The sequence below is a fragment of the Actinokineospora alba genome (assembly GCF_004362515.1).
Lineage (GTDB): Bacteria > Actinomycetota > Actinomycetes > Mycobacteriales > Pseudonocardiaceae > Actinokineospora > Actinokineospora alba.
On record NZ_SNXU01000001.1, the window covers coordinates 1,610,987 to 1,632,921 of the forward strand.

At 69.8% G+C, this 21,935-nt stretch carries 19 protein-coding genes; 12 read left to right on the forward strand and 7 right to left on the reverse strand.

Annotated elements, in window-relative coordinates:
- Positions 1 to 17: 17 nt before the first annotated feature.
- Positions 18 to 1,586: a dynamin family protein gene (locus C8E96_RS07725; RefSeq protein ID WP_091376743.1), complete on the reverse strand. Its 1,569-nt coding sequence runs from the start codon at positions 1,584 to 1,586 to the stop codon at positions 18 to 20.
- A gap of 165 nt (positions 1,587 to 1,751) precedes the next feature.
- On the opposite strand from C8E96_RS07725, the gene C8E96_RS07730 reads away from it, so the two are divergent.
- Both C8E96_RS07730 and C8E96_RS07735 read left to right on the forward strand, forming a co-directional pair.
- Positions 1,752 to 2,909 carry a sensor histidine kinase gene (locus tag C8E96_RS07730; protein ID WP_091376748.1) on the forward strand — a complete coding sequence of 386 codons (1,158 nt, stop codon included), beginning with the start codon at positions 1,752 to 1,754 and terminating at the stop codon, positions 2,907 to 2,909.
- Positions 2,910 to 2,928: 19 nt separating this feature from the next.
- Entirely contained in the window at positions 2,929 to 3,585 is a 657-nt protein-coding gene (locus C8E96_RS07735; protein ID WP_091376751.1) for a response regulator, read from the forward strand.
- On the opposite strand, the gene C8E96_RS07740 is transcribed toward C8E96_RS07735, so the two are convergent.
- Together C8E96_RS07740 and C8E96_RS07745 are read right to left on the reverse strand one after the other, a co-directional pair.
- Positions 3,582 to 4,487: an SDR family oxidoreductase gene (locus C8E96_RS07740; RefSeq protein ID WP_091377068.1), complete on the reverse strand. Its 906-nt coding sequence runs from the start codon at positions 4,485 to 4,487 to the stop codon at positions 3,582 to 3,584. The two genes, C8E96_RS07735 and C8E96_RS07740, sit on opposite strands and share 4 nt — an antisense overlap.
- Before the next feature lie 2 nt (positions 4,488 to 4,489).
- Positions 4,490 to 5,065, reverse strand: a complete 576-nt coding sequence (locus C8E96_RS07745) for a TetR/AcrR family transcriptional regulator (RefSeq protein ID WP_091376755.1) — start codon at positions 5,063 to 5,065, stop codon at positions 4,490 to 4,492.
- 242 nt (positions 5,066 to 5,307) lie between these two features.
- Here C8E96_RS07745 and C8E96_RS07750 point away from each other — a divergent pair, with 242 nt between their 5' ends.
- From C8E96_RS07750 to C8E96_RS07775, 7 genes are all read left to right on the forward strand, one after another.
- Positions 5,308 to 6,243, forward strand: a complete 936-nt coding sequence (locus tag C8E96_RS07750; RefSeq protein ID WP_091376758.1) for an ABC transporter ATP-binding protein — start codon at positions 5,308 to 5,310, stop codon at positions 6,241 to 6,243.
- Positions 6,244 to 6,247: 4 nt separating this feature from the next.
- Positions 6,248 to 7,009, forward strand: coding sequence for a hypothetical protein (locus C8E96_RS07755; RefSeq protein WP_091376763.1), 762 nt, complete (start codon positions 6,248 to 6,250; stop codon positions 7,007 to 7,009).
- A complete protein-coding gene (locus tag C8E96_RS07760; protein WP_091376766.1) occupies positions 7,009 to 7,734 on the forward strand; it encodes a hypothetical protein in 726 nt (241 codons plus the stop codon). The genes C8E96_RS07755 and C8E96_RS07760 overlap by 1 nt, the downstream gene beginning before the upstream one ends.
- Positions 7,735 to 8,023: 289 nt before the next feature.
- The gene (locus C8E96_RS33920) at positions 8,024 to 8,593 is read left to right on the forward strand and encodes a hypothetical protein (RefSeq protein WP_324187078.1); all 570 of its coding nucleotides are present in this window, start codon (positions 8,024 to 8,026) and stop codon (positions 8,591 to 8,593) included.
- 83 nt (positions 8,594 to 8,676) lie between these two features.
- Positions 8,677 to 9,327, forward strand: a complete 651-nt coding sequence (gene trmB, locus C8E96_RS33925) for a tRNA (guanosine(46)-N7)-methyltransferase TrmB (protein ID WP_228769981.1) — start codon at positions 8,677 to 8,679, stop codon at positions 9,325 to 9,327.
- A 78-nt stretch (positions 9,328 to 9,405) separates the two neighbouring features.
- The gene (locus C8E96_RS07770; protein ID WP_228769960.1) at positions 9,406 to 10,413 is read left to right on the forward strand and encodes a nitric oxide synthase oxygenase; all 1,008 of its coding nucleotides are present in this window, start codon (positions 9,406 to 9,408) and stop codon (positions 10,411 to 10,413) included.
- A 25-nt stretch (positions 10,414 to 10,438) separates the two neighbouring features.
- Entirely contained in the window at positions 10,439 to 11,746 is a 1,308-nt protein-coding gene (locus C8E96_RS07775) for an amidohydrolase family protein (protein WP_091376774.1), read from the forward strand.
- Between the two features lie 47 nt (positions 11,747 to 11,793).
- On the opposite strand, the gene C8E96_RS07780 is transcribed toward C8E96_RS07775, so the two are convergent.
- The 4 genes from C8E96_RS07780 to C8E96_RS07795 all read right to left on the reverse strand — a co-directional run bounded on the left by C8E96_RS07780 (position 11,794) and on the right by C8E96_RS07795 (position 16,511).
- The gene (locus C8E96_RS07780; RefSeq protein ID WP_091376777.1) at positions 11,794 to 12,486 is read right to left on the reverse strand and encodes an SDR family oxidoreductase; all 693 of its coding nucleotides are present in this window, start codon (positions 12,484 to 12,486) and stop codon (positions 11,794 to 11,796) included.
- A 59-nt stretch (positions 12,487 to 12,545) separates the two neighbouring features.
- A complete protein-coding gene (locus C8E96_RS07785) occupies positions 12,546 to 14,603 on the reverse strand; it encodes a PhoX family protein (protein WP_091376780.1) in 2,058 nt (685 codons plus the stop codon).
- A 193-nt stretch (positions 14,604 to 14,796) separates the two neighbouring features.
- Positions 14,797 to 15,888 (reverse strand): inositol-3-phosphate synthase, encoded by a 1,092-nt coding sequence (locus C8E96_RS07790; protein WP_091376782.1) that lies wholly within the window; start codon positions 15,886 to 15,888, stop codon positions 14,797 to 14,799.
- 77 nt (positions 15,889 to 15,965) lie between these two features.
- Positions 15,966 to 16,511, reverse strand: coding sequence for a PadR family transcriptional regulator (locus C8E96_RS07795; RefSeq protein ID WP_091376785.1), 546 nt, complete (start codon positions 16,509 to 16,511; stop codon positions 15,966 to 15,968).
- A gap of 237 nt (positions 16,512 to 16,748) precedes the next feature.
- Between C8E96_RS07795 and C8E96_RS07800 the strand changes: the two genes are divergently transcribed.
- From C8E96_RS07800 to C8E96_RS07810, 3 genes are all read left to right on the forward strand, one after another.
- Positions 16,749 to 17,153, forward strand: a complete 405-nt coding sequence (locus tag C8E96_RS07800; RefSeq protein ID WP_091376787.1) for a DUF5318 domain-containing protein — start codon at positions 16,749 to 16,751, stop codon at positions 17,151 to 17,153.
- Between the two features lie 106 nt (positions 17,154 to 17,259).
- On the forward strand, positions 17,260 to 20,208 hold the full coding sequence (locus C8E96_RS07805) for a transglycosylase domain-containing protein (protein ID WP_133794252.1): 2,949 nt from the start codon (positions 17,260 to 17,262) through the stop codon (positions 20,206 to 20,208).
- A 116-nt stretch (positions 20,209 to 20,324) separates the two neighbouring features.
- The gene (locus tag C8E96_RS07810) at positions 20,325 to 21,887 is read left to right on the forward strand and encodes a glycosyltransferase family 87 protein (RefSeq protein ID WP_228769961.1); all 1,563 of its coding nucleotides are present in this window, start codon (positions 20,325 to 20,327) and stop codon (positions 21,885 to 21,887) included.
- The last annotated feature ends 48 nt before the right edge of the window (positions 21,888 to 21,935 follow it).

Consider the following 21,935-nt stretch of genomic DNA (forward strand, 5'->3'; position numbering starts at 1 on the left):
GCGTCTCCACGGGCTGGCTATCCGGCTGTGTCCTGGGCCTTGAGCTGCTGCCAGATAAGAAAGTACGCCCGGTGCACGACGTGGGCGACCCGGCTTTGGGCCGGGGTGGCGCCGAAGGAGGCGAACGAGCGCCACCAGCCCGCGCGTTCGAGCGCGTAGGCCGACAGCTCCTTGTGCGGCCTGCCCTTCATGCCCAGCTGCTCTGGGACGTCCGGGCTGCTGCCGACTCGGAGCACCTCTTCGGCCAGGTCCTCGGGCATCGACACGGCACCCGACGTGACCAGGGTGAGGGCTTCGAGCAGGCGCAGCTGGTGGGCCTCGGGCTTGGCGAGCAGGACCTCGATCGCGTCGTGCACGCGCTGGCGTTCACCCGGGTCGCCGGAGGCGTGGGCAAGGGCGGTGACGGAGGCGAGCGCGGCGGCGGCCTTGATCCCGTCGGCCCGGGCGCGGAAGACGGCGTCGAGCCTGCTGCGCAGCCCGGCGAGGCCGGAGGCGTCGAGGAGCTTGCGGCGCAGGGCGCCCGCGGTGAGGTCGGGGTCGGCGCGCAGGGCGTCGACGGCGGTGCGGATGCCGTAGAGGTCGAGCTTCTCCAGCAGCTTGACCCGGGTGCCCGCGGCGACCTCGCAGTCCCAGGTGGTGAAGATGTCCGCCGACAGCAACATGGTTTCCCAGGTGGCGTCGTCGAGCTTGGACAGCGCGCGCAGCGCGTCGGCGTCGGCGGAGGTGAAGCCGCCGGACTCGGCGGACTCGGCGAGCAGGCCGATGACCGGGATGACGTCGGCGACCCGGGGCTTGAGGGTGGCGGCCTGCTTCTCGGCGAGCAGGGTGGCGGCCTTCCACACGTCGCCGTCGCTGCCGGTGACCGACTCCGGGGTGATGGTGTCGGCCTTGTTGAGGACGGCGATGGCGTTGACCGGGCCCGCCTCGCGGCTGGCGGTGGCCGCGGTGAACGCGGCGAGGGCCTGCTGGTCGTCGGCGCGCACGCCCTGGGTGACGACATAGAGCACGGCTTCGGCGCCCGCGACCGCGTTGCGCGAGGTGTCGTCGAGTTCGCCGTCGCCGGACTCCTCGTCTTCCTCCTGCTGCGCGGCGCCGAGGAGCTGCTCGGTGCGCTTGACCGACGCGAGGTCCAGCGACCCCAGGCCAGGGGTGTCGATGACGGTGAGGTCGCGCAGGACGGCGTTGGTCAGGTACGCCTCGAGGTGCGAGACCTTGTCGAAGTCGACTTCGAGGTCGTTGGGGATCATGCCCCCGACGTCGAAGGGCAGCACCTGCTTGGTGCCGTCGAAGAAGATCAGCTCGACCCGGTCGACCGTGCCGTACTGGAACCGGGTGACCAGCCGGGTGCACTCGCCCACGTCGGTGGGCGCGATCCGGCGGCCGATCAGCGCGTTGACCAGCGTCGACTTGCCGGATTTGATCCGGCCGGCGACGGCGACCTGCAACGGGGCCGAGAGTCTGCGCAGCACCTCGCGGAAGCCTGCCGCCGTCCGCGCGGACACCTGCGGCTGCAGGCGCTGGCACAGGTTGGCGACCGCCGCCGACAGCGGCCCGGCGAGATGCTGCTGCTCGGTCGCGGTTGTCAAAGCCCGATTCCTCCCTCGGTCGTGAGGAATCGTGCCATGAGCGCGGTGGCCGCGTGCCCGGACCGTCGGATCCGCCCCCAGGAGGAGACCGGGTGCGACGGCAGGCTGACGCGCGCGCGGTGTGAACCTGCCTACGCTCATCAAGTGCGACGGCTGAGCTTGTGGATGAAGAAGCACCCGATGGCGGGCGACATCGTCATCGCGACCTTCCTCGTCCTGTTAGAGCTGCTGTCGCTGTTCGAGATGCCCGGCGGCGTCGAGGCGTGGGTGTTCTGGCTGGTCGGCGCCGCGATGCTGGGCCCGCTGGTCATCCGCAGGCGCGACCCGCTGCTCTCGGCGTACCTCATCCTGCTCGCCGGATTCGCCCAGCTGCTCACGCACGGCGCGCCCGGGGTGGGCACCGACGCGCGGGTGCGGCTGGCCGACTTCGCGCTCGGCATCGCGCTGTACACCCTGGTCACCTACGTCGGGCGCAAGCAGGCCGCGCTGTACGCGCTCTGGCTCGCGCTGGGCATCGCGGCGTGGGCGACCTGGCGGATCGGTTACCCGGACGCGGTCCTGCCGACGCTCGTGATCGTGGTGATCTTCGCGCTGTGCTGGGTGCTGGGCGAGTTCATGGGCGCCCGCAAGGCCTACCACCTGGAGGTCGAGCGCAGGCTGGCGCTGCTGGAGACCGAGCGCGACCAGCAGGCGCGGCTGGCGGTCGGCGAGGAACGGGCCCGCATCGCCCGCGAACTGCACGACGTCGTGGCGCACGCGGTGAGCGTGATCGTCGTCCACGCCGACGGCGCCGCCTACGCGGTGCGCACCCAGCCGGAGCTGGCGGAGCGGGCGATCAACACCATCTCCGCCACCGGCCGCGAAGCCCTGACCGAACTCCGCAGGCTCCTCGGCGTCCTCCGCAGCGACGGCGACGAGTCCGAACTGGTGCCTCAGCCGAGCACCCAGTCCCTCGCCGAACTGGCCGAACGGGTCCGCACGATCGGCGTCCCGGTGCGCCTGGACCTGACCGGCGACTTGGACGACCTGCCCGCGGGCGTCGGCCTGGGGATCTACCGGATCGTCCAGGAAGCGCTGACCAACACCATCAAGCACGCGGGCACCGGCGCGTCGGCGGAGGTGCGGGTCGCCCGGATCGGCGACCGGGTCGAGCTCGACATCTCCGACCGCGGCTCGGGCAAGGCGCTGGCGAACGTGGTGGGCGGCAACGGCCTCATCGGGATGCGGGAACGCGCCAACGTCTTCGGCGGCACCCTGCAGGCGGGCCCCGAGCCCACCGGCGGCTGGCGAGTCCACGCGGTTCTGCCAGTGTCGACGGCCTGAGGAGGCTACGTTGGGTCGCGTGATCAGGGTGGTGCTCGTCGACGACCAGGAACTCATGCGTGTCGGTTTCCGCATGGTCCTCGGCGCACAGGAGGACATGGAGATCGTCGGCGAGGCGGGCGACGGCCGGGCGGCCATCGACCTAGCGGAACAACTGCGTCCCGACGTGGTCCTGATGGACGTCCGCATGCCCATCCTCGACGGCGTGGAGGCGACTCGCGTCATCACCGAGAAGGGCACGTCGAAGGTCCTGGTCATGACCACCTTCGACCTCGACGAATACGCCCTGTCCGCCCTGCGCAACGGCGCCAGCGGCTTCCTGCTGAAGGACACACCGCCCGCGCAGCTGGTGTCCGCGCTGCGCTCGGTCGCGAGCGGGGACGCCGTCGTCTCACCCAGCGTCACCCGCAGGCTGTTAGATCGATTCCTCGGCCCAGGCGGCGGCGAACCCCGCGACGCGGCGGTCCTGGACGCGCTGACCGAACGCGAGCGCGAGGTCCTCGTCCTGATCGCCCAGGGCCTGTCGAACACCGAGATCGCCCGCAAGCTGTTCCTGTCAGAGGCGACGGTGAAGACCCACGTCGGCCGCGTGCTCGCGAAACTCGAACTGCGCGACCGAGTGCAGGCCGTCGTCCTCGCCTACGAAACGGGCCTGGTCCGCCCCGGGGACGCCTAGCGGTACGCGGCAGCGTCCACTGTGGATGGATCGAGGCCGCCGCCGTGGACGTCTTCGGACCAGCGGCCCCAGTCCGGCTGACTGCCGTCGATGTCGGTGAACCCGTACTCCCGCATGAGAGTCCAACTCGCCAGGGTCTTCCCCGCGAACCGTGACACCTGAGGATCGGCGGCGAGCGCGGCGACCGCACGCCCGAGATAGCGCGGCGTCTCCGACATCACGTAGTCGGGCTCCTTGGCCTCACGCCAGTTCTTCTCGGTGACCCCGAAGTGCTCCAACATCATCTCCGACCGCAGGAATCCCGGAGTCACAGCCATCCCGGTGCATCCGACCGCGGCCAAGTCGGCACCCAGCGCCCGCCCGATGGACCGGATCCCCGACTTCACCAGGTGGTACGGAATCCCGACCGGCCCGGGATAGTCGTCCACATCCCCATCGGTCACCTCGATGACCAGCCCACCGGGCTGCGACACCACCAACGGCAGCAACCGGTGCAGCGCGATCAGGTGCGTGTCGAGCCCGTTGTGCACGACCCCGAGCGCCTTCTCCAGGTCCGACTCCCAGAACGGCGTCCCGAACTCGACGAACTTGTCCCCACCCCACACGTCGTCCACGAGCACATCGATCCGCCCGTGATCGGCCAGGACACGATCCCGCAAGGCGTCCACATCGGACACCACGTAGAAGTCGCATTGGACCGGGATCCCGACACCGCCGGCCGCGGACACCAGCTCGGCGGTCTCCTCGATGGTCTCCTTGCGCCCCATCGGCGACTGGTGTTGGCGAGTCGTCCGCCCGGTCACATAGACAGTCGCCCCGGCCGCGCCGAGCTCCACCGCGATCCCACGACCGCATCCCCGGGTCGCCCCGGTCACCACAGCCACCTTGCCCGCAAGACTCATGATCATCCCCTCCATCCATCGAGAACGGCGTCCACGTCCGCCGTCAACCGGTCTTCCAGTCGCCCGTTCGGCCGGATCGACCAGTCCATCGACACTCCGTTCACCACCGCCAGAAGCACCTGAGCGGCCCGCGCCGCACTCGGAGCGCGCGGCAGATCGGCCGCGGCCGCCCGGAAGGCGCGGCGCAGTTCGTTCTCCATCGCCGCGTAGTGCTCGCCCAACAGTCCGCGCAACACCGGATCCACGAGATCGACGCCGAGTTGCCCCAGGTGGTTCGCCGCGGTCGTCGCGTCCCCGAGTCCGACGTGCGTCACGATCGCCGCCGCCCGCAGACCGTCCACTGGGGACGCCGCCGACTCGGCCGCCGCCCGCATGGTGACGGCCGCCTCACCGGTGAAGTGGACAGTCAGCGCTCGCAGCAGTCCGCTCTTCGACCCGAACCGCTGCGCCACCGTGCCCACCGACACCCCGGCCTCCGCGGCCACCTGGGCCAGGGTGAACCCGGGCCCATGTCGGCCGATCACGTCGCCGGTGGCGACGAGCAACCGCTGGTCAGTGATGGTCTGGGGTCTGGCCACCCAGTTATTGAACCACTATTCATTAACCCTGTCACCCCGACGGGGTCGCTCGAACGAATCAGGGTCGGCTCAGGGTCGTCACGGATTGGATCAGACCTAAGGCTGATGGACCGTAGTCCCACAAGGTGACCCGTACGCGAGACCTCAGCACGACGCGGAATCTCGCGGCGAGGCCCAGGATGGTTGACGTGGGGGAGCCGTCGCGGACGAGCGCACCGGCACCGAAGGCAAAGGGAGAAATCATGATCGAGGCAGTGGGCCTCACCAAGCGGTACGGGAAGACGCTCGCCGTGGACAACCTGTCGTTCACCGTCCCGACCGGCCGGGTCACCGGCTTCCTCGGGCCGAACGGCGCGGGCAAGTCGACGACGATGCGGATGATTCTCGGCCTCGACTCGCCGACCGGGGGTTCGGCGCTGATCGACGGCAAGCACTACCGCGACCTGCACCAGCCGCTGCGCACGGTCGGAGCGCTGCTCGACGCGAAGTGGGTGCACCCGAACCGCTCCGCTCGCGCGCACCTGCAGTGGATGGCGAAGTCGAACAAGATCAACCCGAAGCGCGTCGACGAGGTGCTCGACATCGTCGGCCTGACCTCGGTCGCCGGTAAGCGCGCGGGCGGCTTCTCGCTCGGCATGTCGCAGCGCCTCGGCATCGCCGCCGCGCTGCTCGGCGACCCGCAGGTGCTGCTCTTCGATGAGCCGGTCAACGGCCTCGACCCCGAGGGCATCCTGTGGATCCGCAAGTTCATGCACCGGCTCGCCGATGAGGGCCGCACGGTCTTCGTCTCCAGCCACCTGCTCTCCGAGATGGCGCTGACCGCGCAGGAACTCGTCGTCATCGGCCGCGGCAAGCTGATCTCGCAGAGCTCCACCGAGGACTTCGTGGCCCAGGCCACCGAGAACACCGTCCGGGTCCGCAGCCCGCACCTGTCCGCCCTGCGCACCGCGCTCGGCCGCACCGGGGTCTCGCTGCGCGACGAGGGCGACAGCCTGGTCGTGAGCGGCATGGACTGCGCCGAGATCGGTGAGCTGGCCGCGTCGACCGGCGCCGTGCTGCACGAGCTCAGCCCGCAGCGCGGTTCGCTGGAAGAGGCGTTCATGCAGCTCACCGGCGACTCCGTCGAGTACCACGCGGGCCTGGCCGAGACCATCGACCTCGTCGCGACGGGGAAGTGACGTCATGACACTTCTCGCTGTCGAACGCATCAAGCTGTTCACCACCCGCTCACCGTGGTGGTGCACGCTGATCGCCCTCGGCGTCACGGTCGGCTTCGCCGCGCTGATGGCGGGCACCGCCGAGGCGGAAGTCCCGATGACGGTCAGCGCCTCCCAGTTCGGCTACGGCTTCGGCATGGTCGTGGTCATGGTCATGGCGGCGCTCGCGGTCACCACCGAGTACCGCTTCTCCACCATCCGGGCCACCTTCCAGGCCATTCCGAACCGCACGGCCGCGCTCGTGGCCAAGACCGTCGTGGTCTCGCTGCTCGCCGGAGTCATCGGCCTGGCGGCCGCGTTCGGCTCCTGGGGCATCGCCACGGCGATGTCGCCGGGCGACCTGGCCATCAACACCGCCTTCGAGTGGCGCGCGGTGGCGGGCGTGGGCTTGGTCTACGCCATCGCCGCGGTCATCGCGGTCTCCGTCGGCATCCTGGTCCGGCACTCGGCGGGCGCGATCTCGCTGCTGCTGATCTACACGAACCTGGTCGAGAACCTGATCACGCTCATCCCGACGATCGGCCCGAAGATCCACCAGTGGCTGCCGTTCAACCTGGCGCACCACTTCCTGACCGGCAACCCGGACCCGACCGGCCGAGGCGACCAGTACGGCCCCGGCCTGTCCGACGCGACCGTCGGCCCGTGGCCCGCGCTGGCGATCTTCGCCGGGTTCGGGCTGGTCATGCTCGCGATCTCGCTGGTCGTGGCGAACCGGAGGGACGCCTGATGACGCTGCTCGCAGTCGAACGCATCAAGCTGTTCACCACGCGATCGCCTTGGTGGTGCCTGCTGACCGCCCTCGCGGTGACCGTCGGGTTCGCCGCGCTGACCACGGGCACCAAGCCGGACGACTTCCCGCTGACGCTGGCGATGACCCAGTTCGGCCGGATGTTCGGGCTGATGGTGGTCATGGTGATGGCCGCGCTGGCGATCACCACCGAGTACCGCTTCTCCACCATCCGGGCCACCTTCCAGGCGATCCCGAACCGGACCGCGGCGCTGCTGGCGAAGACCCTGGTCGTCGCCCTGCTCGCGGCGGTCATCGGCGAGATCGCGGCGTTCGGGTCCTACGGCATCGCCGCGCTCATCCAGCCTGAGGCGAACCTGGCGATCACGTCGGCCGCCGACTGGCGGATGGTCGCGGGCACCGGCCTGGTCTACGGGCTCTCGGCGGTCCTCGCCGTGGCCGTGGGCGTGCTGCTGCGGCAGTCGGCGGGCGCGATCTCGGTGCTGCTGATCTGGCCGCTGCTGGTCGAGACACTGGTCCCGGTGATCCCGCGGGTCGGCGACGACATCGCGGAATGGCTGCCGTTCACCGCGGCCGACCAGTTCCTCGGGGGGCCGACCGGCAACCCGCCGCTGAGCCCGTGGGGGTCGCTGGCCTACTTCGCCGGCGTCTGCGCGGTGCTGTTGGTCGCCGCGGTGGTGACGGCGAACAAGCGGGACGCATAAGGACGTGATCGCCCGTCGTCGGGGGATGGCGGCGATCATTCGGGGAAAGCGGGCCCGGGTCACCTTTCGGGGGGTGACCCGGGTCCTCTGCCATGACTGGATCGACGCGACTAGGGAGTTTGGCGCCCTACTGTCCATTCGGGCCCGGTGTCTTACAACAACCACGCGGATTAAGACCACGTTAAGTAGCTGTGACCTTCGACACAGCACGCGGACAGGGGTCCCCTGTTCGAGGTCTGATCAAAGTCCCTTCCCGTCTCGGGCGAGCCCTTGGAGGTGGACCTTGACGGTGGTTGATTCGAGCGCACCGCGGCGCACCATGTCCGTCGACCGCGTGGTGAACCGCGGTCTCCATGTCGAGCCCATGATCAGCCTGGAATGGGCCGAGGCACTGGAGCAGCCCAACAACGGGCAGGCGGCCGCCCCCGCCGACGCGCGGCTGTCGTGGGTGCACCGTGCTCCCGAGCGCCAGGTGCTCGCCCTCTACCGCGCCGCACGCGCGGCCGACCCCGGCGTGTCCGCGCCGTGGTGGCTGCGGGCGATGGCCGCGGGCCTGCTGGGCACGAGACTCGAGGGCTTCCGCCTGGAGGACCGGGTGGCCAAGCTCCTCGACGCGCGCCCCGGCTGGGTGTTCGTGCCGTGGGGCGAGGAAGGCGAGCCGGGGTACTGGGAGTACATGCCCTCGGAGCGCGCGCTGAGCACGCCGGGCATCCCGACCACCCTCGCGCACACCGACCGCCACCCCGGCTGGATCGACGTCGTCGCCGTGCACGCGGGCCCGGCACCGCTCCCGATCGCCGTCGCGGGCCCGGCCGACCTGCGCTCGAACCTCGCCCGGATGGAATCGCTGACGCCCTGACCTGGCAGGCTGTCCGGGTGACACCGACAGAGCAGGAGCCCCGCAAGCGCAGCATCGTCAGCTTCGTGCACCGCGGCGGCCGGATGACGGTCGGTCAGGCGAAGGCCTGGGAGCGGCGCTGGGACGAGCTGGGCAAGCAGGTCCCACAGCTGCCGCCGGGGCCGATCGAGCTCGACTCGTGGTTCGGCAGGCACGCGCCCGTGCTGCTGGAGATCGGCTCGGGCATGGGCGAGACCACCTCGCAGCTGGCCAAGGCCAGCCCGGAGCTGAACTACCTGGCGGTGGAGGTCTACCAGCCCGGACTCGCCCAGCTGATGCTGCGCGCCGAGGCGCTGGAGCTGACCAACCTGCGGCTGCTGCGCGGCGACGCCGTCGTGCTGCTCGGCGAGCACATCCCGCCGGGCTCGCTGGCCGGGGTGCGGATCTTCTTCCCCGACCCGTGGCCGAAGAAGAAGCACCACAAGCGCAGGCTGGTCCAGCCGGACTTCATCGCGCTGGTCGCCTCCCGGCTCGCGCCGGGCGCGGCGGTGCACCTGGCGACCGACTGGGAGAACTACGCGGAGCAGATGATGGAGGTCCTCTCCGCGGAGCCCACCCTGCGCAACCGCTACCCCGACGAGCCGGGCGGCTGGGCGCCGCGGCCGGAGTGGCGGCCGGTGACGAAGTTCGAATCCAGGGCTCGGGAAGAGGGCCGAATCAGCCGCGACCTGATCTTCGAACGAGTGAACACCTGACGGAACGTGACCCAATTGCAGTAGAAACCACACGTCCGAGTAGTCGAGTCGGGGAGCTGAAGTACCGATATCAGTGATGTGACCGCACTGCGCGACGACATCACCCCGCTGCCGGCCCGTGCCGAACTGCGCCACGCCGCCGAAGCGTTCCTCCGACAGTTCCACGCCGCACGGCCCAAGGCGGGCCCGGTCGAGCCGAGGCTGGCGAAGGTGCGTGCGGAGATCGCCGCCACCGGAACCTACCGGCACACCCCCGCCGAGCTGGCCTTTGGCGCGCGCGTCGCGCTCAAGGAAAGCGGCTGGTGCCCCGAAGGCGTGCCGTGGCGGGGGCTGCTGGTCCGCGACCTGCGCGACATCCGCGACTCCGCCCAGGTCGCCGCCGAGTGCGGCCACCACCTGCGCATGGCCCTGGGCGACGGCTCGATCCGCCCGGTGGTGAGCGTGTTCGCGCCGGACACCCCGTGGCGGCGCGGCCCGCGCATCCGCAACGACCAACTCGTCCGCTACGCCGGATACCGCGGCGACCCGTCTGGCGGCGTGCTCGGCGACCGGCGCTACGTCGACTTCACCACCGGCGTCTGCAGGCTGGGCTGGCGCCCGCCGCTGCGGCGCGGCGCGTTCGACCAGCTGCCGCTGGTGATCGAGACCGAGGGCGAGGGCGTCCGACTGCACATGCTCCCGCGTGAGGTCATCCGCGAGGTGGCGCTGACCCACCCGACGCTGCCGTGGTTCGCCGAGCTGGGGCTGCGCTGGCACGCGGTGCCGGTGATCAGCAACCAGCGGCTGCACATCGGCGGCATCGACTACCCGGCGGCGCCCTACAACGGCGTCTACATCTGCCGGGCCATCGGCGAGGACGTGCTCGCCGACGACGCCGCCTACGGGCTGGCCAGGGTCGTGGCGGCGCGGCTCGGGCTCGACACGTCGAGCGAGCGGACGCTGTGGCGCGACCGGGTCGCCGTCGAGTGCAACCGGGCGGTCCTGCACTCGTTCGACCAGGCCGGGGTGACCATCGAGCACTCGGCCGATGTCTACGCCCCCGCCACCGACTACCCCGGACACCCGGCGTTCCTGCGTGGGCACTGACGGTCGAGTGGCAGGATTGTCGGCTATGAGCCTGCGTCTGCGCGCCCCGATCGTCCTGCCCTGCGATGCCGCCTGCTCGGTGCTGCGCGATGCCGTGGTCGACATCGACACGGACGGCCGGATCGTCCACTGTGGACCCTTCGCCGACGCGCCCGCGTTCGACGCACCGGTGCGCGAGCTGACCGGCATCCTGCTGCCCGGGTTGGTCAACACCCACGCGCACAGCCCGATGACCGTCCTGCGCGGCATGGGCGACAACCTGCCCCTGATCCGCTGGCTCACCGAGGCCATCTGGCCCGCCGAGGGCAAGATGACCCGCCAGGACGTGCACGACGGCATGGTCCTGGGCTCGGTCGAGATGCTCCGCGCGGGCGTGACGACCAGCGCCGAGATGTACTTCCACGGCGAAGAGGTCGCCCAGGCGGCGCTCGACACCGGCGCCCGGGTCGTGCTCGCGCCCGCGATCCTCGACGGGCTCGGGATGGACTGGCGCAAGATGCTCGCCGACATCTCCGCCTGGATCGACGCCGACGGTGTCCGCTTCGGCCCAGGTGAGCGCGTCGAACTGGGCTATGGACCGCACTCGGCGTACACGCTGCCGCCGGAGGCGCTCACCGAGGTCGGCGCCGCCGCCCGCGAGCGCGGCGCCCTCATCCAGATCCATGTCGCGGAGTCGACGCAGGAGGACGAGGTCCAGCGGGCGAACCACGGGTCGGTCCCCGCCCTGCTCGCGTCGTCCGGCCTGCTCGGCGGCCGGGTGCTCGCCGCGCACTCGGTGCACCTGTCGGATGAGGACATCGCGCTGTTCGCGGCGAACCGGGTCGGCGTGGCGCACTGCCCGGGCTCGAACATGAAGCTGGCCTCCGGCATCGCCCGCCTACGAGACCTGCGCGCGGCGGACGTCGCGGTCGGCGTCGGCACGGACGGCCCGGCGAGCAACGACGACCTGGACCTCTGGGAGGACGTCCGCCTCGCCGCGATGCTGTCCCGAGTCTCCACAATGGACTCCACCGCCATGGGCGCCGCCGACGCCCTGCTGCTGGCCACCCGCTGCGGCGCCGAAGCCTTGCACCGCAACGACATCGGCGCCTTGGAACCGGGCCGCTGGGCGGACGTCGTGCATGTCGGCCTGGACGACCCGGCGTTCGCGGCGGGCCTGGACGTGCCGGACACCCACTTGCTGGCCAACCTCATCTGGGCCGCGGGCTCCCGGACGGTGCGGGATGTGTGGGTGGCGGGCGAGCAGGTGGTGGCCGATGGCGAGACCACCCGCGTCGACCGCCGCGAGGCCCAGGCGACGGCCGGAAAGGTCACCAAGCGGCTGCTGGGCTGACTTGTCCACACCCCGGCGGGCTATCCACAGCCCAGCCTCGATCCTTGTCAGCGGACCGGGCGGGAGCGGATCACCAGGTCCGTCGGGTGGGCGTCCGGGGTGGCGGCGATCGCGGTTCGGACCAGTTCGGCCACCGACTCCGGGGTCAGGTAGCGCTCCGGCTCGAAGGCGGCGCCCTCGTCCGCGCGGACGGTCCGCTGCATGTCCGTGGCGGTGCGGCCCGGGTAGACCGAGGTGACGCGCAGGCCCGCCGATTCCTCCTCGGCGCGCAGGACGTCGGCGTAGGCGCGGAGGGCGAACTTGCTTGCGGCGTAAGGGCCCCAGTTGGGGTTGGCGTTCTGGCCCGCGCCGGAGTTGATCAGGACGACGTGGCCCTTGGCCGCGCGCAAGGCGGGCAGGAGCAGGCGGGTTAGTTCCGCGACGGCGACGACGTTGAGCTCGTACATCGAGCGCCAGAGGTCGGCGGGGGACTCCGTCAGCGGGGCGACGCGGGCGACTCCGGCGGAGTGGACCAGGACGTCGAGGCGGTCGATGTCCGCCGCGGCCTTCGCCACCGCCGCGTCGTCGGTCAGCTCGACGGGCCACGGGCGGGCGTCGGGCAGGTGGTCGGCCACGGCGTCCAGTGCCTCGGTGTCGCGGCCGCCCAGCAGCAGGGAATGCGTGTTCCCCAGGGCCAGGGCGATGGCGGCGCCGATGCCGCGGGACGCGCCGGTGATCAGGGCCAGAGGTCGCTCGGTCATGGTGCAAACCTACGACAACGCACCCGCCGCGAGCTGGGCGGCGGGTGCGTTGTCCGGGGTCAGGAACCGATGCGGTGGCCGGGCTTCCAGACCGCCACGACGGCCGACCGCGGCTGGCTGTTGCCACCGTCGGGCCAGTGCGCGAGCGGGTTGTCCGCGCTGGCGTCGTCCAGTTCGCCCGGGTGCTGCACCGACACCAGGACGAACTTGTCCTCGATCACCGGGCCACAGGTCTCCGCACCCGTCGAGACGGTGAGGAACTGCTTGAGGTGACCACGCTCCGGGCCGCTGGTCGCGGTGGCGAACAGGCCGTCGTTGGAGCCGAGCTGGTTGCCGTCGGTGGAGATCCACAGGTTGCCGTGCCGGTCGAACGCCAGGTTGTCCGGGCAGGAGATCGGGCTGACCTGGGTCTTGTCGTACCCGCCGAAGTAGGTGTCCGACGCGTTCGGGTCGCCGCAGACCAGCAGCAGCCGCCAGGAGAAGGTGAGCGCGGTGTTGTCGCCGCCCGCTTCCTCCCACTCCAGCACGTGTCCGTGCCGGTTGAGGCCGCGCGGGTTGATCTCCGTGGGGCCTTCCTTGCCGGGCTTGCCGCGGTCGGTGTTGTTGGTCAGCGCCGCGTAGACCAGCCCGGTGCGCGGGTTGGCCTCGACGTCCTCCGGGCGGTCCATCTTCGTGGCGCCCACCTTGTCGGCGGCCAGCCGGGTGAAGACGTAGACCTCCTCGGCGGTGAAGCCGTCCACAAAGGACTTGTCGCCCGCGGCGAGCGGGATCCACTTGCCGACGCCGTCGTAGGCCCCGTCCGCGGGCAGCACGCCCGGGGTGAAGTCCGGGCTGTCGCCGGTGAACTGCGCGACGTAGAGCGTGCCCTCGCTGAGGAGCTTCTTGTTGTGGGCGCGCGCGTAGCGGCTGTTGCCCGGGCGCATCCGCTCCTTGGAGACGAACTTGTAGATGTAGTCGAAGCGCTCGTCGTCACCCATGTACGCGACCACGCGGCCGTCGCGCGCGACGTGGATGTTGGCGCCCTCGTGCTTGAACCGGCCGAGCGCGGTGTGCTTCACCGGGTTCTCGCCGGGCTCCAGCGGGTCGACCTCGACGATCCAGCCGAACCGGTTGACCTCGTTGGGCTCCTTGACGACGTCGAACCGGTCGTCGAACCGCTCCCACTTGCGGCCGCTGGGGCCGCTCGCGAGGCCGTAGCGGGCCAGCCGCGCCTTGGTGGCCGGGTCGGTGACGTCCTTGCCGTTGGCGAAGTACTGGTTGAAGTTCTCCTCGCCGGACAGGACCGTGCCCCACGGCGTGACGCCGCCCGCGCAGTTGTTCAGCGTGCCGAGCACCTTGCGCCCGGTCGGGTCGGCCTTGGTCTTGAGGAAGTCGCTGCCCGCCGCGGGTCCGTCGACGTCGAACGTCGAGGTCGCGGTGATCCGACGGTTGTAGCGGCGGTCCAGCTTCGGCGTGATCTTGCCGGTGCGCCGGTCGCGCTCCACCACGACGACGGACATGCCATGCGCCGCCCAGCCGATCTTGACCTGCTCCTCGGTCGGCTTGGCGGAGTCGTAGCCCTTGAACATGAAGGACTCGGTGCTGTACTCGTGGTTGGAGACCATCAGGTACTGGTCACGCCACAGCGGGACGAGTCCGCAGAAGTCGTTGTTGAAGCCGAACTGCTTCGCCTGCGCCGCGGCGGACTGCTCGTCGAACTTGAACGCGGGCGCCCCCGGCAGCACCGCGTCGCCCCAGCCGATGACGACCGACTGCACGTAGCCCTCGGGGACGGTCACCTGGTCGGCGGTGTTCGGCGCGACCGGCTTGAAGTCCATGCCGCGGGGACGGCGGTGGCGGTCGCCGTTCTCGGCCTGCTCCGCGCTGTCGTCGTCGGCGGCGGCGGCCCCGCCCAGGGCAGCCGCGCCCGCGCCCGCGACGGCGAGCACGGCGCCCGCCTTGAGCATGCCGCGGCGGCTGACGATCGAACGGACGACATCGCCGAAGTAGGCGTTGCCCGAGGTGTTGGGGGCGTCGTGCGAGCAGGCGTTGCCGCAGCGGTACTCACAGGTCACCGCCTGTCGGCCGAGCGGGTGGTTCGTGGTTAACAGCGGCAGATCGATGCGGCCGTCAGGCACGGGAGCCTCCTACGGTCTGCCCAATGTGGACAGCCAAAAGCGGTTGGTGGGAACGGCGTGACCGTAAGAGTTCGAAACCAGCCACAGAGGTCATCCAAATGAACGCCAGGCGAACAGATCAACCCCTAACCCTGGCCCGGAACAAGAAACGGCCACCACCGGAAATCCGGTGGTGGCCGTTGCGCCGAATGGGTCAGCGTTCGACGTCGCCCCTGATGAAGGCCTCGACCGCCTCGAACGCGTCGTCGTCGGAGTACTGCTCCGGCGGCGACTTCATGAAGTACGAGGACGCCGACAGGATCGGGCCCCCGATGCCGCGGTCGAGCGCGATCTTCGCGGCGCGCACGGCGTCGATGATGACGCCCGCGGAGTTCGGCGAGTCCCACACCTCGAGCTTGTACTCGAGGTTCAGGGGGGTGTCACCGAAGGAACGGCCCTCGAGGCGCACGTACGCCCACTTGCGGTCGTCGAGCCACGGCACGTGGTCCGACGGGCCGATGTGCACGTCGGCCTTGGCCATCTCGTGCGGGATCTGCGAGGTGACCGACTGCGTCTTGGAGATCTTCTTGGACTGCAGGCGCTTGCGCTCCAGCATGTTCATGAAGTCCATGTTGCCGCCGAAGTTCAGCTGGTAGGTCCGCTGCAGCTCGACGCCGCGGTCCTCGAACAGCTTCGCCATGACCCGGTGCGTGATCGTCGCGCCGACCTGGGACTTGATGTCGTCGCCGACGATCGGGACGCCCGCCTCGGTGAACTTGGCCGCCCACTCCGGGTCCGACGCGATGAACACCGGCAGGGCGTTGACGAACGCGACACCCGCGTCGATCGCGCACTGCGCGTAGAAGCGGTCGGCGTCCTCGGAGCCCACCGGCAGGTACGACACCAGCACGTCGACCTCCGCCTCGCGCAGCGTCGCGACCACATCGGCCGGCTCCTCGTCGGACTCGGTGATGATCTCGCGGTAGAACTCGCCCAGCCCGTCGAGAGTGTGGCCGCGCTGGACCGTCACCCCGGTCGGCGGGACGTCACAGATCTTGATCGTGTTGTTCTCGCTGGCCACGATGGCCTCGGACAGGTCGCGCCCGACCTTCTTGGCGTCGACGTCGAACGCGGCGACGAACTCGATGTCGCGCACGTGGTAGTCCCCGAACTGCACGTGCATAAGACCTGGCACGCGGGCGGCAGGGTCGGCGTCACGGTAGTAATGCACGCCTTGGACCAGCGACGCCGCACAGTTGCCGACGCCGACGATGGCCACCCGCACGCTCTGGCGGTTCTCGCCCATGCCGGTTCTCCTTCTCGTTTCACGCCGCACCCTGTCCGGCGCGGATCTCGGGACAGGCCGATGCCTGTGGTGGAAGTTCAGTCGGAGCCGCGCTGTTCCTGCTGCTCATGCGCGATCAGCTCGTTGAGCCACCGCACCTCGCGCTCACTGGTCTCCAGGCCGAGCCGGTGCAGCTCCCTGGTGTACCTGTCGATCTGCTCGCCCGCGCGGGCCATCGACGAGCGCAGACCTTCCCTGCGCTCCTCGACCCGACGGCGCCTGCCTTCCAGGATTCGCATCCTGACCTCGGCCGGAGTCCGCGAGAAGAACGCCATGTGGACGCCGAATCCCTCGTCGTCCCAGGTCTGCGGACCCGCGTCGGCGAGCAGCGTGGCGAACCGCTCCTTGCCTTCCGCGGTGAGCTTGTAGACCCGCTTCGCGCGCCTGTTCCACGTCCTCGCGGCCTCGTCGTCCGGTGTCTCCTCGGCGATCAGCCCGGCCCGCAGCAGCCGCCGCAGAGTCGGGTAGAGCGAGCCATAAGAGAACGTGCGCAACGTGCCGAGCAGGTCGTACAACCGCTTGCGGAGCTCGTACCCGTGCATCGGGGCCTCGTGAAGAAGCCCGAGAATCGCGAACTCGAGCATGCGGAGCCCCCTTCCGGCACGGAGCATGTCCTACTGAACAACTATATCGTGCCGATACATCAGGCGCCGGACAACTCGGTGGCCTGTGTCTATCGACACGTCAACGCCGCAGGTGGCGGGCGGTATGCCGATATCGGGTGGTCAGCGGGCCCGGAGATCACAAATCCGACGCACGACGCATGTCCGCTGCGCTGAACGGAGCACCCCCGTGATAACGGGCCCGCGTACGCTGTCCCCGTGCGAACGCAACGGCAGGTAGTCGACTACGCATTGCAGCGCCGCGCGCTGCTGGCGGGAGTCCACTCGGGTCGTGTCGGCACCTTCGAGGTGTGCGACGCGAACCCGTACCTGCTGCGTGCCGCCAAGTTCCACGGCGTACCGACCGAGGTGACCTGCCCGGTCTGCCGCAAAGAACAGCTGACCCACGTCAACTGGGTCTACGGCGAAGAACTGAAACACGCGTCCGGCTCGGCGCGGGCCCCGGAGGAACTGGTCAAGATGTCGACCATGTTCGAGGAGTTCAGCGTCTACACGGTCGAAGTTTGCCGCACCTGTTCATGGAACCACCTGGTGCAGTCATACGTCCTGGGTAAGGGGGGCGTGCGCGCGCCCAAACCCCGTAGGAGGACGGCGGCGGAGTGAACGGGTTGCGAATCGGAGAGTCTCGACCGAGGCTTCCCTGGAATTCCGCTGCGCATGACCACCGAACGACGCCCCAGATCGGGGCGCCGGTTTGGGAGGCTTTTTCGTGAACGACCACAGTGACCACCGCCGCCGCGAGCCCGAGTGGCCCTCCGGGGACGAACCGGACCGGGGCACCGGCGCCGAGCAGTCCGTCGAGCGCACGGGCTTCTGGAGCCCGCTGTGGGAGGAAGAGGACGAAGCGGGCCGCCCCCGTGGCGGCGGCCCCGACGCCGCGGGCAGGCCAGGCCCCTACCCGGGCCCTGGCGGACACGAGGACTTCCCGGGCCGTCCGGCACCTGAGGACTTCAACGCACCCGGGGCACCAGTCCGTCCCCGCGACGACTTCGGCGCGCCCGGCCGTGGACCCGGTGGCCCAGGCGGCCCGGTGCCACCGGGCGGGCGTGGCCCCGGCGGACCCGGTGGGTTCGGCGCGGCAGGCGCCGCCGCCGCGGGTGGCTTGGCGGCAGGCGGGCCAGCAGGCGCGGCCGGACCCGGCGCGGGCATCCCCGGTGCGGCGGGTCGCGGCGCTCCGCGTATCCCCGGCGCGCCCGGTGGACCTGGTGGTCCCGGCATGCCCGGTGGTCCCAACGGCCCGAACGGGCCCGGCAACTTCCCCGGTCCCGACGGACCCGGTGGCGGGTTCCCCGGCGGTCCCGGCGCGACGCGTGCACTGAACGCACCGGGTGAGCAGCCCACGATGGCCGTTCCCCCCATGTCCGGCGACCGCCGCCTGCCTCCCGGCAGCCGCCCGATACCCCCACATGATCCAGGCGAGGACCCGACCATCTACCTGCACCAGAACCCCGGCCACTCCCGGGGCGAGCCCGCGCTGCTCACCCACCGCGAGCCGGACTACGAAGACGACTACGACGACGATTACGGCCCCGAGGACGAAGACCCGCTGACCGACACGGAGGCTCGCGCACTTCGTCGCAAGAAGATCTGGCGACGGGTCCGGCGCACGGCCTACGTCGGCACGGCGCTCGGGATCATCATCCCGGTGCTGGCCTTCTTCATCACCTACCAGATGGTGGAGGTGGAGAGCCCCCAGGAACTGGCCGCCAAGCAGGACCAGGCCGTCACGCTGCTTTGGGCCGACGGCAGCGAGATCACCAAGCTCGCCGCGTCGGGCGCCAACCGGCAGCTGCTCACCTATGACCAGATGCCGGACATCATGCGCAAGGCCGTCTACGCGGCCGAGGACGCGTCGTTCGAGACCAACGCCGGTTTCGACATGACCGGCATCCTGCGCGCGGTCTGGAACCAGGTCAGCGGTGGCGAGGGCGGCGGTTCGACGATCTCGCAGCAGTACGTCAAGAAGGCCAGCGGCGACGAGGACAAGACGCTGACCCGCAAGTGGACCGAGCTGGTCAAGTCCTACAAGATGAACGAGACGTACTCCAAGCCGGACATCATCACCGCGTACCTGAACACGATCTACTTCGGTCGTGGCGCCTACGGTGTGGCCGCGGCGGCTAAGGCGTACTACAACATCGACGACCTGATGACGATCAACAAGTCGCAGGCCGCGTTGCTCGCGGGCATGATCCAGACGCCCTCGCGGCACAAGGACACCCAGTACCAGCTCGACCGCTGGACGTACGTGACCGGCCGGATGATCGCCAACAACTGGATGACCGAGGCCGAGCGCCAGGAGATGCCGTTCACGCCTCCGGTGCCGCTCGAGGAGACCAAGGGCGAGGGCCTGTCCGCTCCGCTCAAGGGTCGACTCCCCGACCTGGTCTTCGCGGAGCTCAGGAAGCTCGGCATCGATGAGGACACGGTCCGCAGGCACGGCTACAAGATCCAGCTCACGCTCGACAAGACCGCTCAGTCGCTCGCCGAGCAGGCAGTCACCGACGTGATGCAGGGCCAGCCCGCGGCGCTGCACCCCGGCTTGGTCGCGGTCGATCCGAAGACCGGACACATCAGGGCGTACTACCCGAACTCGAACGGGTCAGGCACGGACTGGGCGGCGGCGGTCCAGGAACCGGGCTCCTCCTTCAAGCCGTTCGACCTGGTCGGGCTCCTCAAGAAGGACAAGGGCCTCTACGAGACATACGACAGCTCGCCCAAGGCGTTCGGTGGAAGCAAGGTCATCAAGAACGCCTCGAGGCCGGGCTGTGGTGAGTGCACCGTCGCGCAGGCGATGAAGGAATCACTCAACGTCGTGTTCAGCGACATGGTCTACAACGACGTCAAGCCCAAGGGAGTCGCCGAAGCGGCCGCCCAGGCAGGCGTGCGCTCACCGCTGGACAAGGCAGTCGGCGACATCAACATCGCGATCGGGGGTGGCGACACCCAGGTCAGCACGGTCGACATGGCCTCGGCCTATGCGACGTTCGCCGCGAACGGCGTCTACCGGGCGCCGCATCTTGTCTCGAAGGTGGAGAAGCCGGACGGCACGATCGTCCTCGACGACAAGAACCGCCCGGAGTACCAGGAGACGTTCGCGTTCGACCAGGACCAGGAGAAGAACCAGAAGATCGCCCGCAACGTCACCGAGGCGTTGCTGCCGATCCCGAAGTCCTCGGGCATCCCGTGCGCGGGCGACCGGCTGTGCGCGGGCAAGACCGGAACCCACCAGTACCAGGACACGCCGGACAACTCGAAGGCCTGGATGGTGGGGTACACACCGCAACTTTCGACCGCGGTGTCGCTCAGCGGTGACAAGGACAACGGCTACAAACTCAGGGACGCGAAGAACGGCATCATTTACGGCGGCGGGTTGCCGGGCAAGATCTGGAAGAAGTTCATGGACAGCTATCACCAGCAGTTCAAGCTTCCGAAGGAGAACTTCGGCAAGTTCGTAGCGATCGGCAAGCCCGAGTACAAGGAGCCGCCGAGCACCACCAACCCGCCGACAACCACGACGCCGCCGACCGAGCAGACCAAGCCGACGAAGTCGACGGACCCGAGCGAGTCGACCGAGCCGACGACCACGACCACCCGGTCGCGGCCGACCCGGCCGACGTCGGAACCCGGGCTTCCGCTTCCCGGCAGCAACTGGTAGCTGAGCAGCACAACGGACGGGTGGGCGCCTCAGGCGCCCACCCGTCCGTTGTCTGTTGATGAGTAGATCGCCGTTGCCACGTCCCTCCGGCGGGGTTTGCCCGTAGCATCGCGCGCGTGTCAGTCGAAGAGGGTGAGTCGCCCGGGTCAGGGCTGGTGGGGACGGACGACACCGCGTCGCTGGGGCCGCGGGAGCGGGTGCGGCCGACGTGGGGGGAGTCCCTCGCCAGGCACGCGAGCGCGCCGTTCGGTGGGGTCACGGGCAGGCACGCGGCCGTCGGCAGACACTGGTTCTGGACGCCGCTGCGCGCCGCGCTGCTCATCGGGGTAGTGGCGCTGACCCTGGGGTGGTTCGCGAAGGCGCCCTGTATCCAGCAGTACGACGCGGGCAACGGGCAGTTGGAGCTGGACTGGCGTTCCGGCCGCCAGTTCGTCGCCATGTGCTACTCGGACATCGTCCCGCTGTACTCCGCCGAGCGGCTCGACCAAGGCGGCTTCCCGTACCTGACCAGTTGGTTCGACGACGAGGGCAAGCCGACCCAGCACGAGCGGTTCATGGAGTACCCGGTGATCACCGGGATGTTCCAGTGGTTCAACGCGAAGCTCGCGCAGGGCTGGGTGTCGCTGGCCGCCGCGGGGTGGCTCCCCAGTGGGCTGCCGGTGGTCGTCTACTTCGACATCAGCGCGTTCTGGCTGGCGCTGGCCTGGCTGGTGACCATCTGGGCGGTCGCCCGGACGGCCCGGCGCAGACCGTGGGACGCCGCGTTCATCGCGCTGTCACCGCTGGTCATCGTGCACGCGTTCACCAACTTCGACACCCTCGCGACCGCGTTCGCCGCCGCTGGCCTGCTCGCTTGGGCGCGCGAGAAGCCGGTCCTCGCGGGCATCCTGCTCGGGCTCGGTGGCGCGGCGAAGCTGTATCCGCTGTTCCTGCTCGGTCCGCTGTTCGTCTTGTGTATCCGGTCGGGCCACACGAAGGTGTGGCTGCGAACCGGGGTCGCGGCGGTGGTGACGTGGGCCGCGGTCAACGCGGCGATCTTCCTGCCGGAGGCGACGCGGCGCGGCTGGGGCGAGTTCTTCCGGCGCAACTCGGATCGGGGCGCCGACCCCGACTCGATCTACAACGTGATCATGCACTTCACCGGTTGGTCCGGCTTCGACGGTCCGCTCGCGTTCGGCGAGTCGCCCACGATCCTCAACCTGGTGACCGCGGCCCTGTTCCTGCTGTGCTGCGCGGGGGTGGCGTTCGTCGCCTGGCACGCGCCGACGCGGCCGCGGGTGGCCCAGCTGGCGTTCCTGGTGGTGGCGGCGTTCCTGCTGACCAACAAGGTGTGGAGCCCGCAGTACTCGCTGTGGCTGGTCCCGATCGCGGTGCTGGCCGTCCCGCGCTGGAAACCGCTGCTCGCGTGGATGACGATCGACGCCCTGGTCTGGGCCCCGCGCATGGCCTACTACCTCGGTGAAGGCCAGAAGGGTCTGCCCGAGGACTGGTTCCTGGGCTTCGTCGTCGCCCGCGACATCGCCGTCCTGGCCCTGTGCGCCCTGGTGATCTATGAGATCTACCACCCGGCCCGCGACCTGGTCCGCCAGTACGGCGATGACGACCCGGCAGGTGGCGTGCTCGACGGCGCCCCCGACCGGTTCACCCTTCCCCGCCGCGCACCCGCCCTCGTGGAATAAGGATGCGGGGTTTCGCGCTCTCCCATGCGAGACTCGCGACAAATGGTG

What these genes read in the sequence shown, in the direction of transcription:
- C8E96_RS07730 (WP_091376748.1), top strand. Translation starts at nt 1,752, where the DNA reads ATGAAGAAGCACCCGATGGCGGGCGACATCGTCATCGCGACCTTCCTC.
- C8E96_RS07740 (WP_091377068.1), bottom strand. Translation starts at nt 4,487, where the DNA reads ATGAGTCTTGCGGGCAAGGTGGCTGTGGTGACCGGGGCGACCCGGGGA.
- C8E96_RS07750 (WP_091376758.1), top strand. Translation starts at nt 5,308, where the DNA reads ATGATCGAGGCAGTGGGCCTCACCAAGCGGTACGGGAAGACGCTCGCC.
- C8E96_RS07755 (WP_091376763.1), top strand. Translation starts at nt 6,248, where the DNA reads ATGACACTTCTCGCTGTCGAACGCATCAAGCTGTTCACCACCCGCTCA.
- C8E96_RS07760 (WP_091376766.1), top strand. Translation starts at nt 7,009, where the DNA reads ATGACGCTGCTCGCAGTCGAACGCATCAAGCTGTTCACCACGCGATCG.
- trmB (WP_228769981.1), top strand. Translation starts at nt 8,677, where the DNA reads ATGACGGTCGGTCAGGCGAAGGCCTGGGAGCGGCGCTGGGACGAGCTG.
- C8E96_RS07775 (WP_091376774.1), top strand. Translation starts at nt 10,439, where the DNA reads ATGAGCCTGCGTCTGCGCGCCCCGATCGTCCTGCCCTGCGATGCCGCC.
- C8E96_RS07780 (WP_091376777.1), bottom strand. Translation starts at nt 12,486, where the DNA reads ATGACCGAGCGACCTCTGGCCCTGATCACCGGCGCGTCCCGCGGCATC.
- C8E96_RS07790 (WP_091376782.1), bottom strand. Translation starts at nt 15,888, where the DNA reads ATGGGCGAGAACCGCCAGAGCGTGCGGGTGGCCATCGTCGGCGTCGGC.
- C8E96_RS07795 (WP_091376785.1), bottom strand. Translation starts at nt 16,511, where the DNA reads ATGCTCGAGTTCGCGATTCTCGGGCTTCTTCACGAGGCCCCGATGCAC.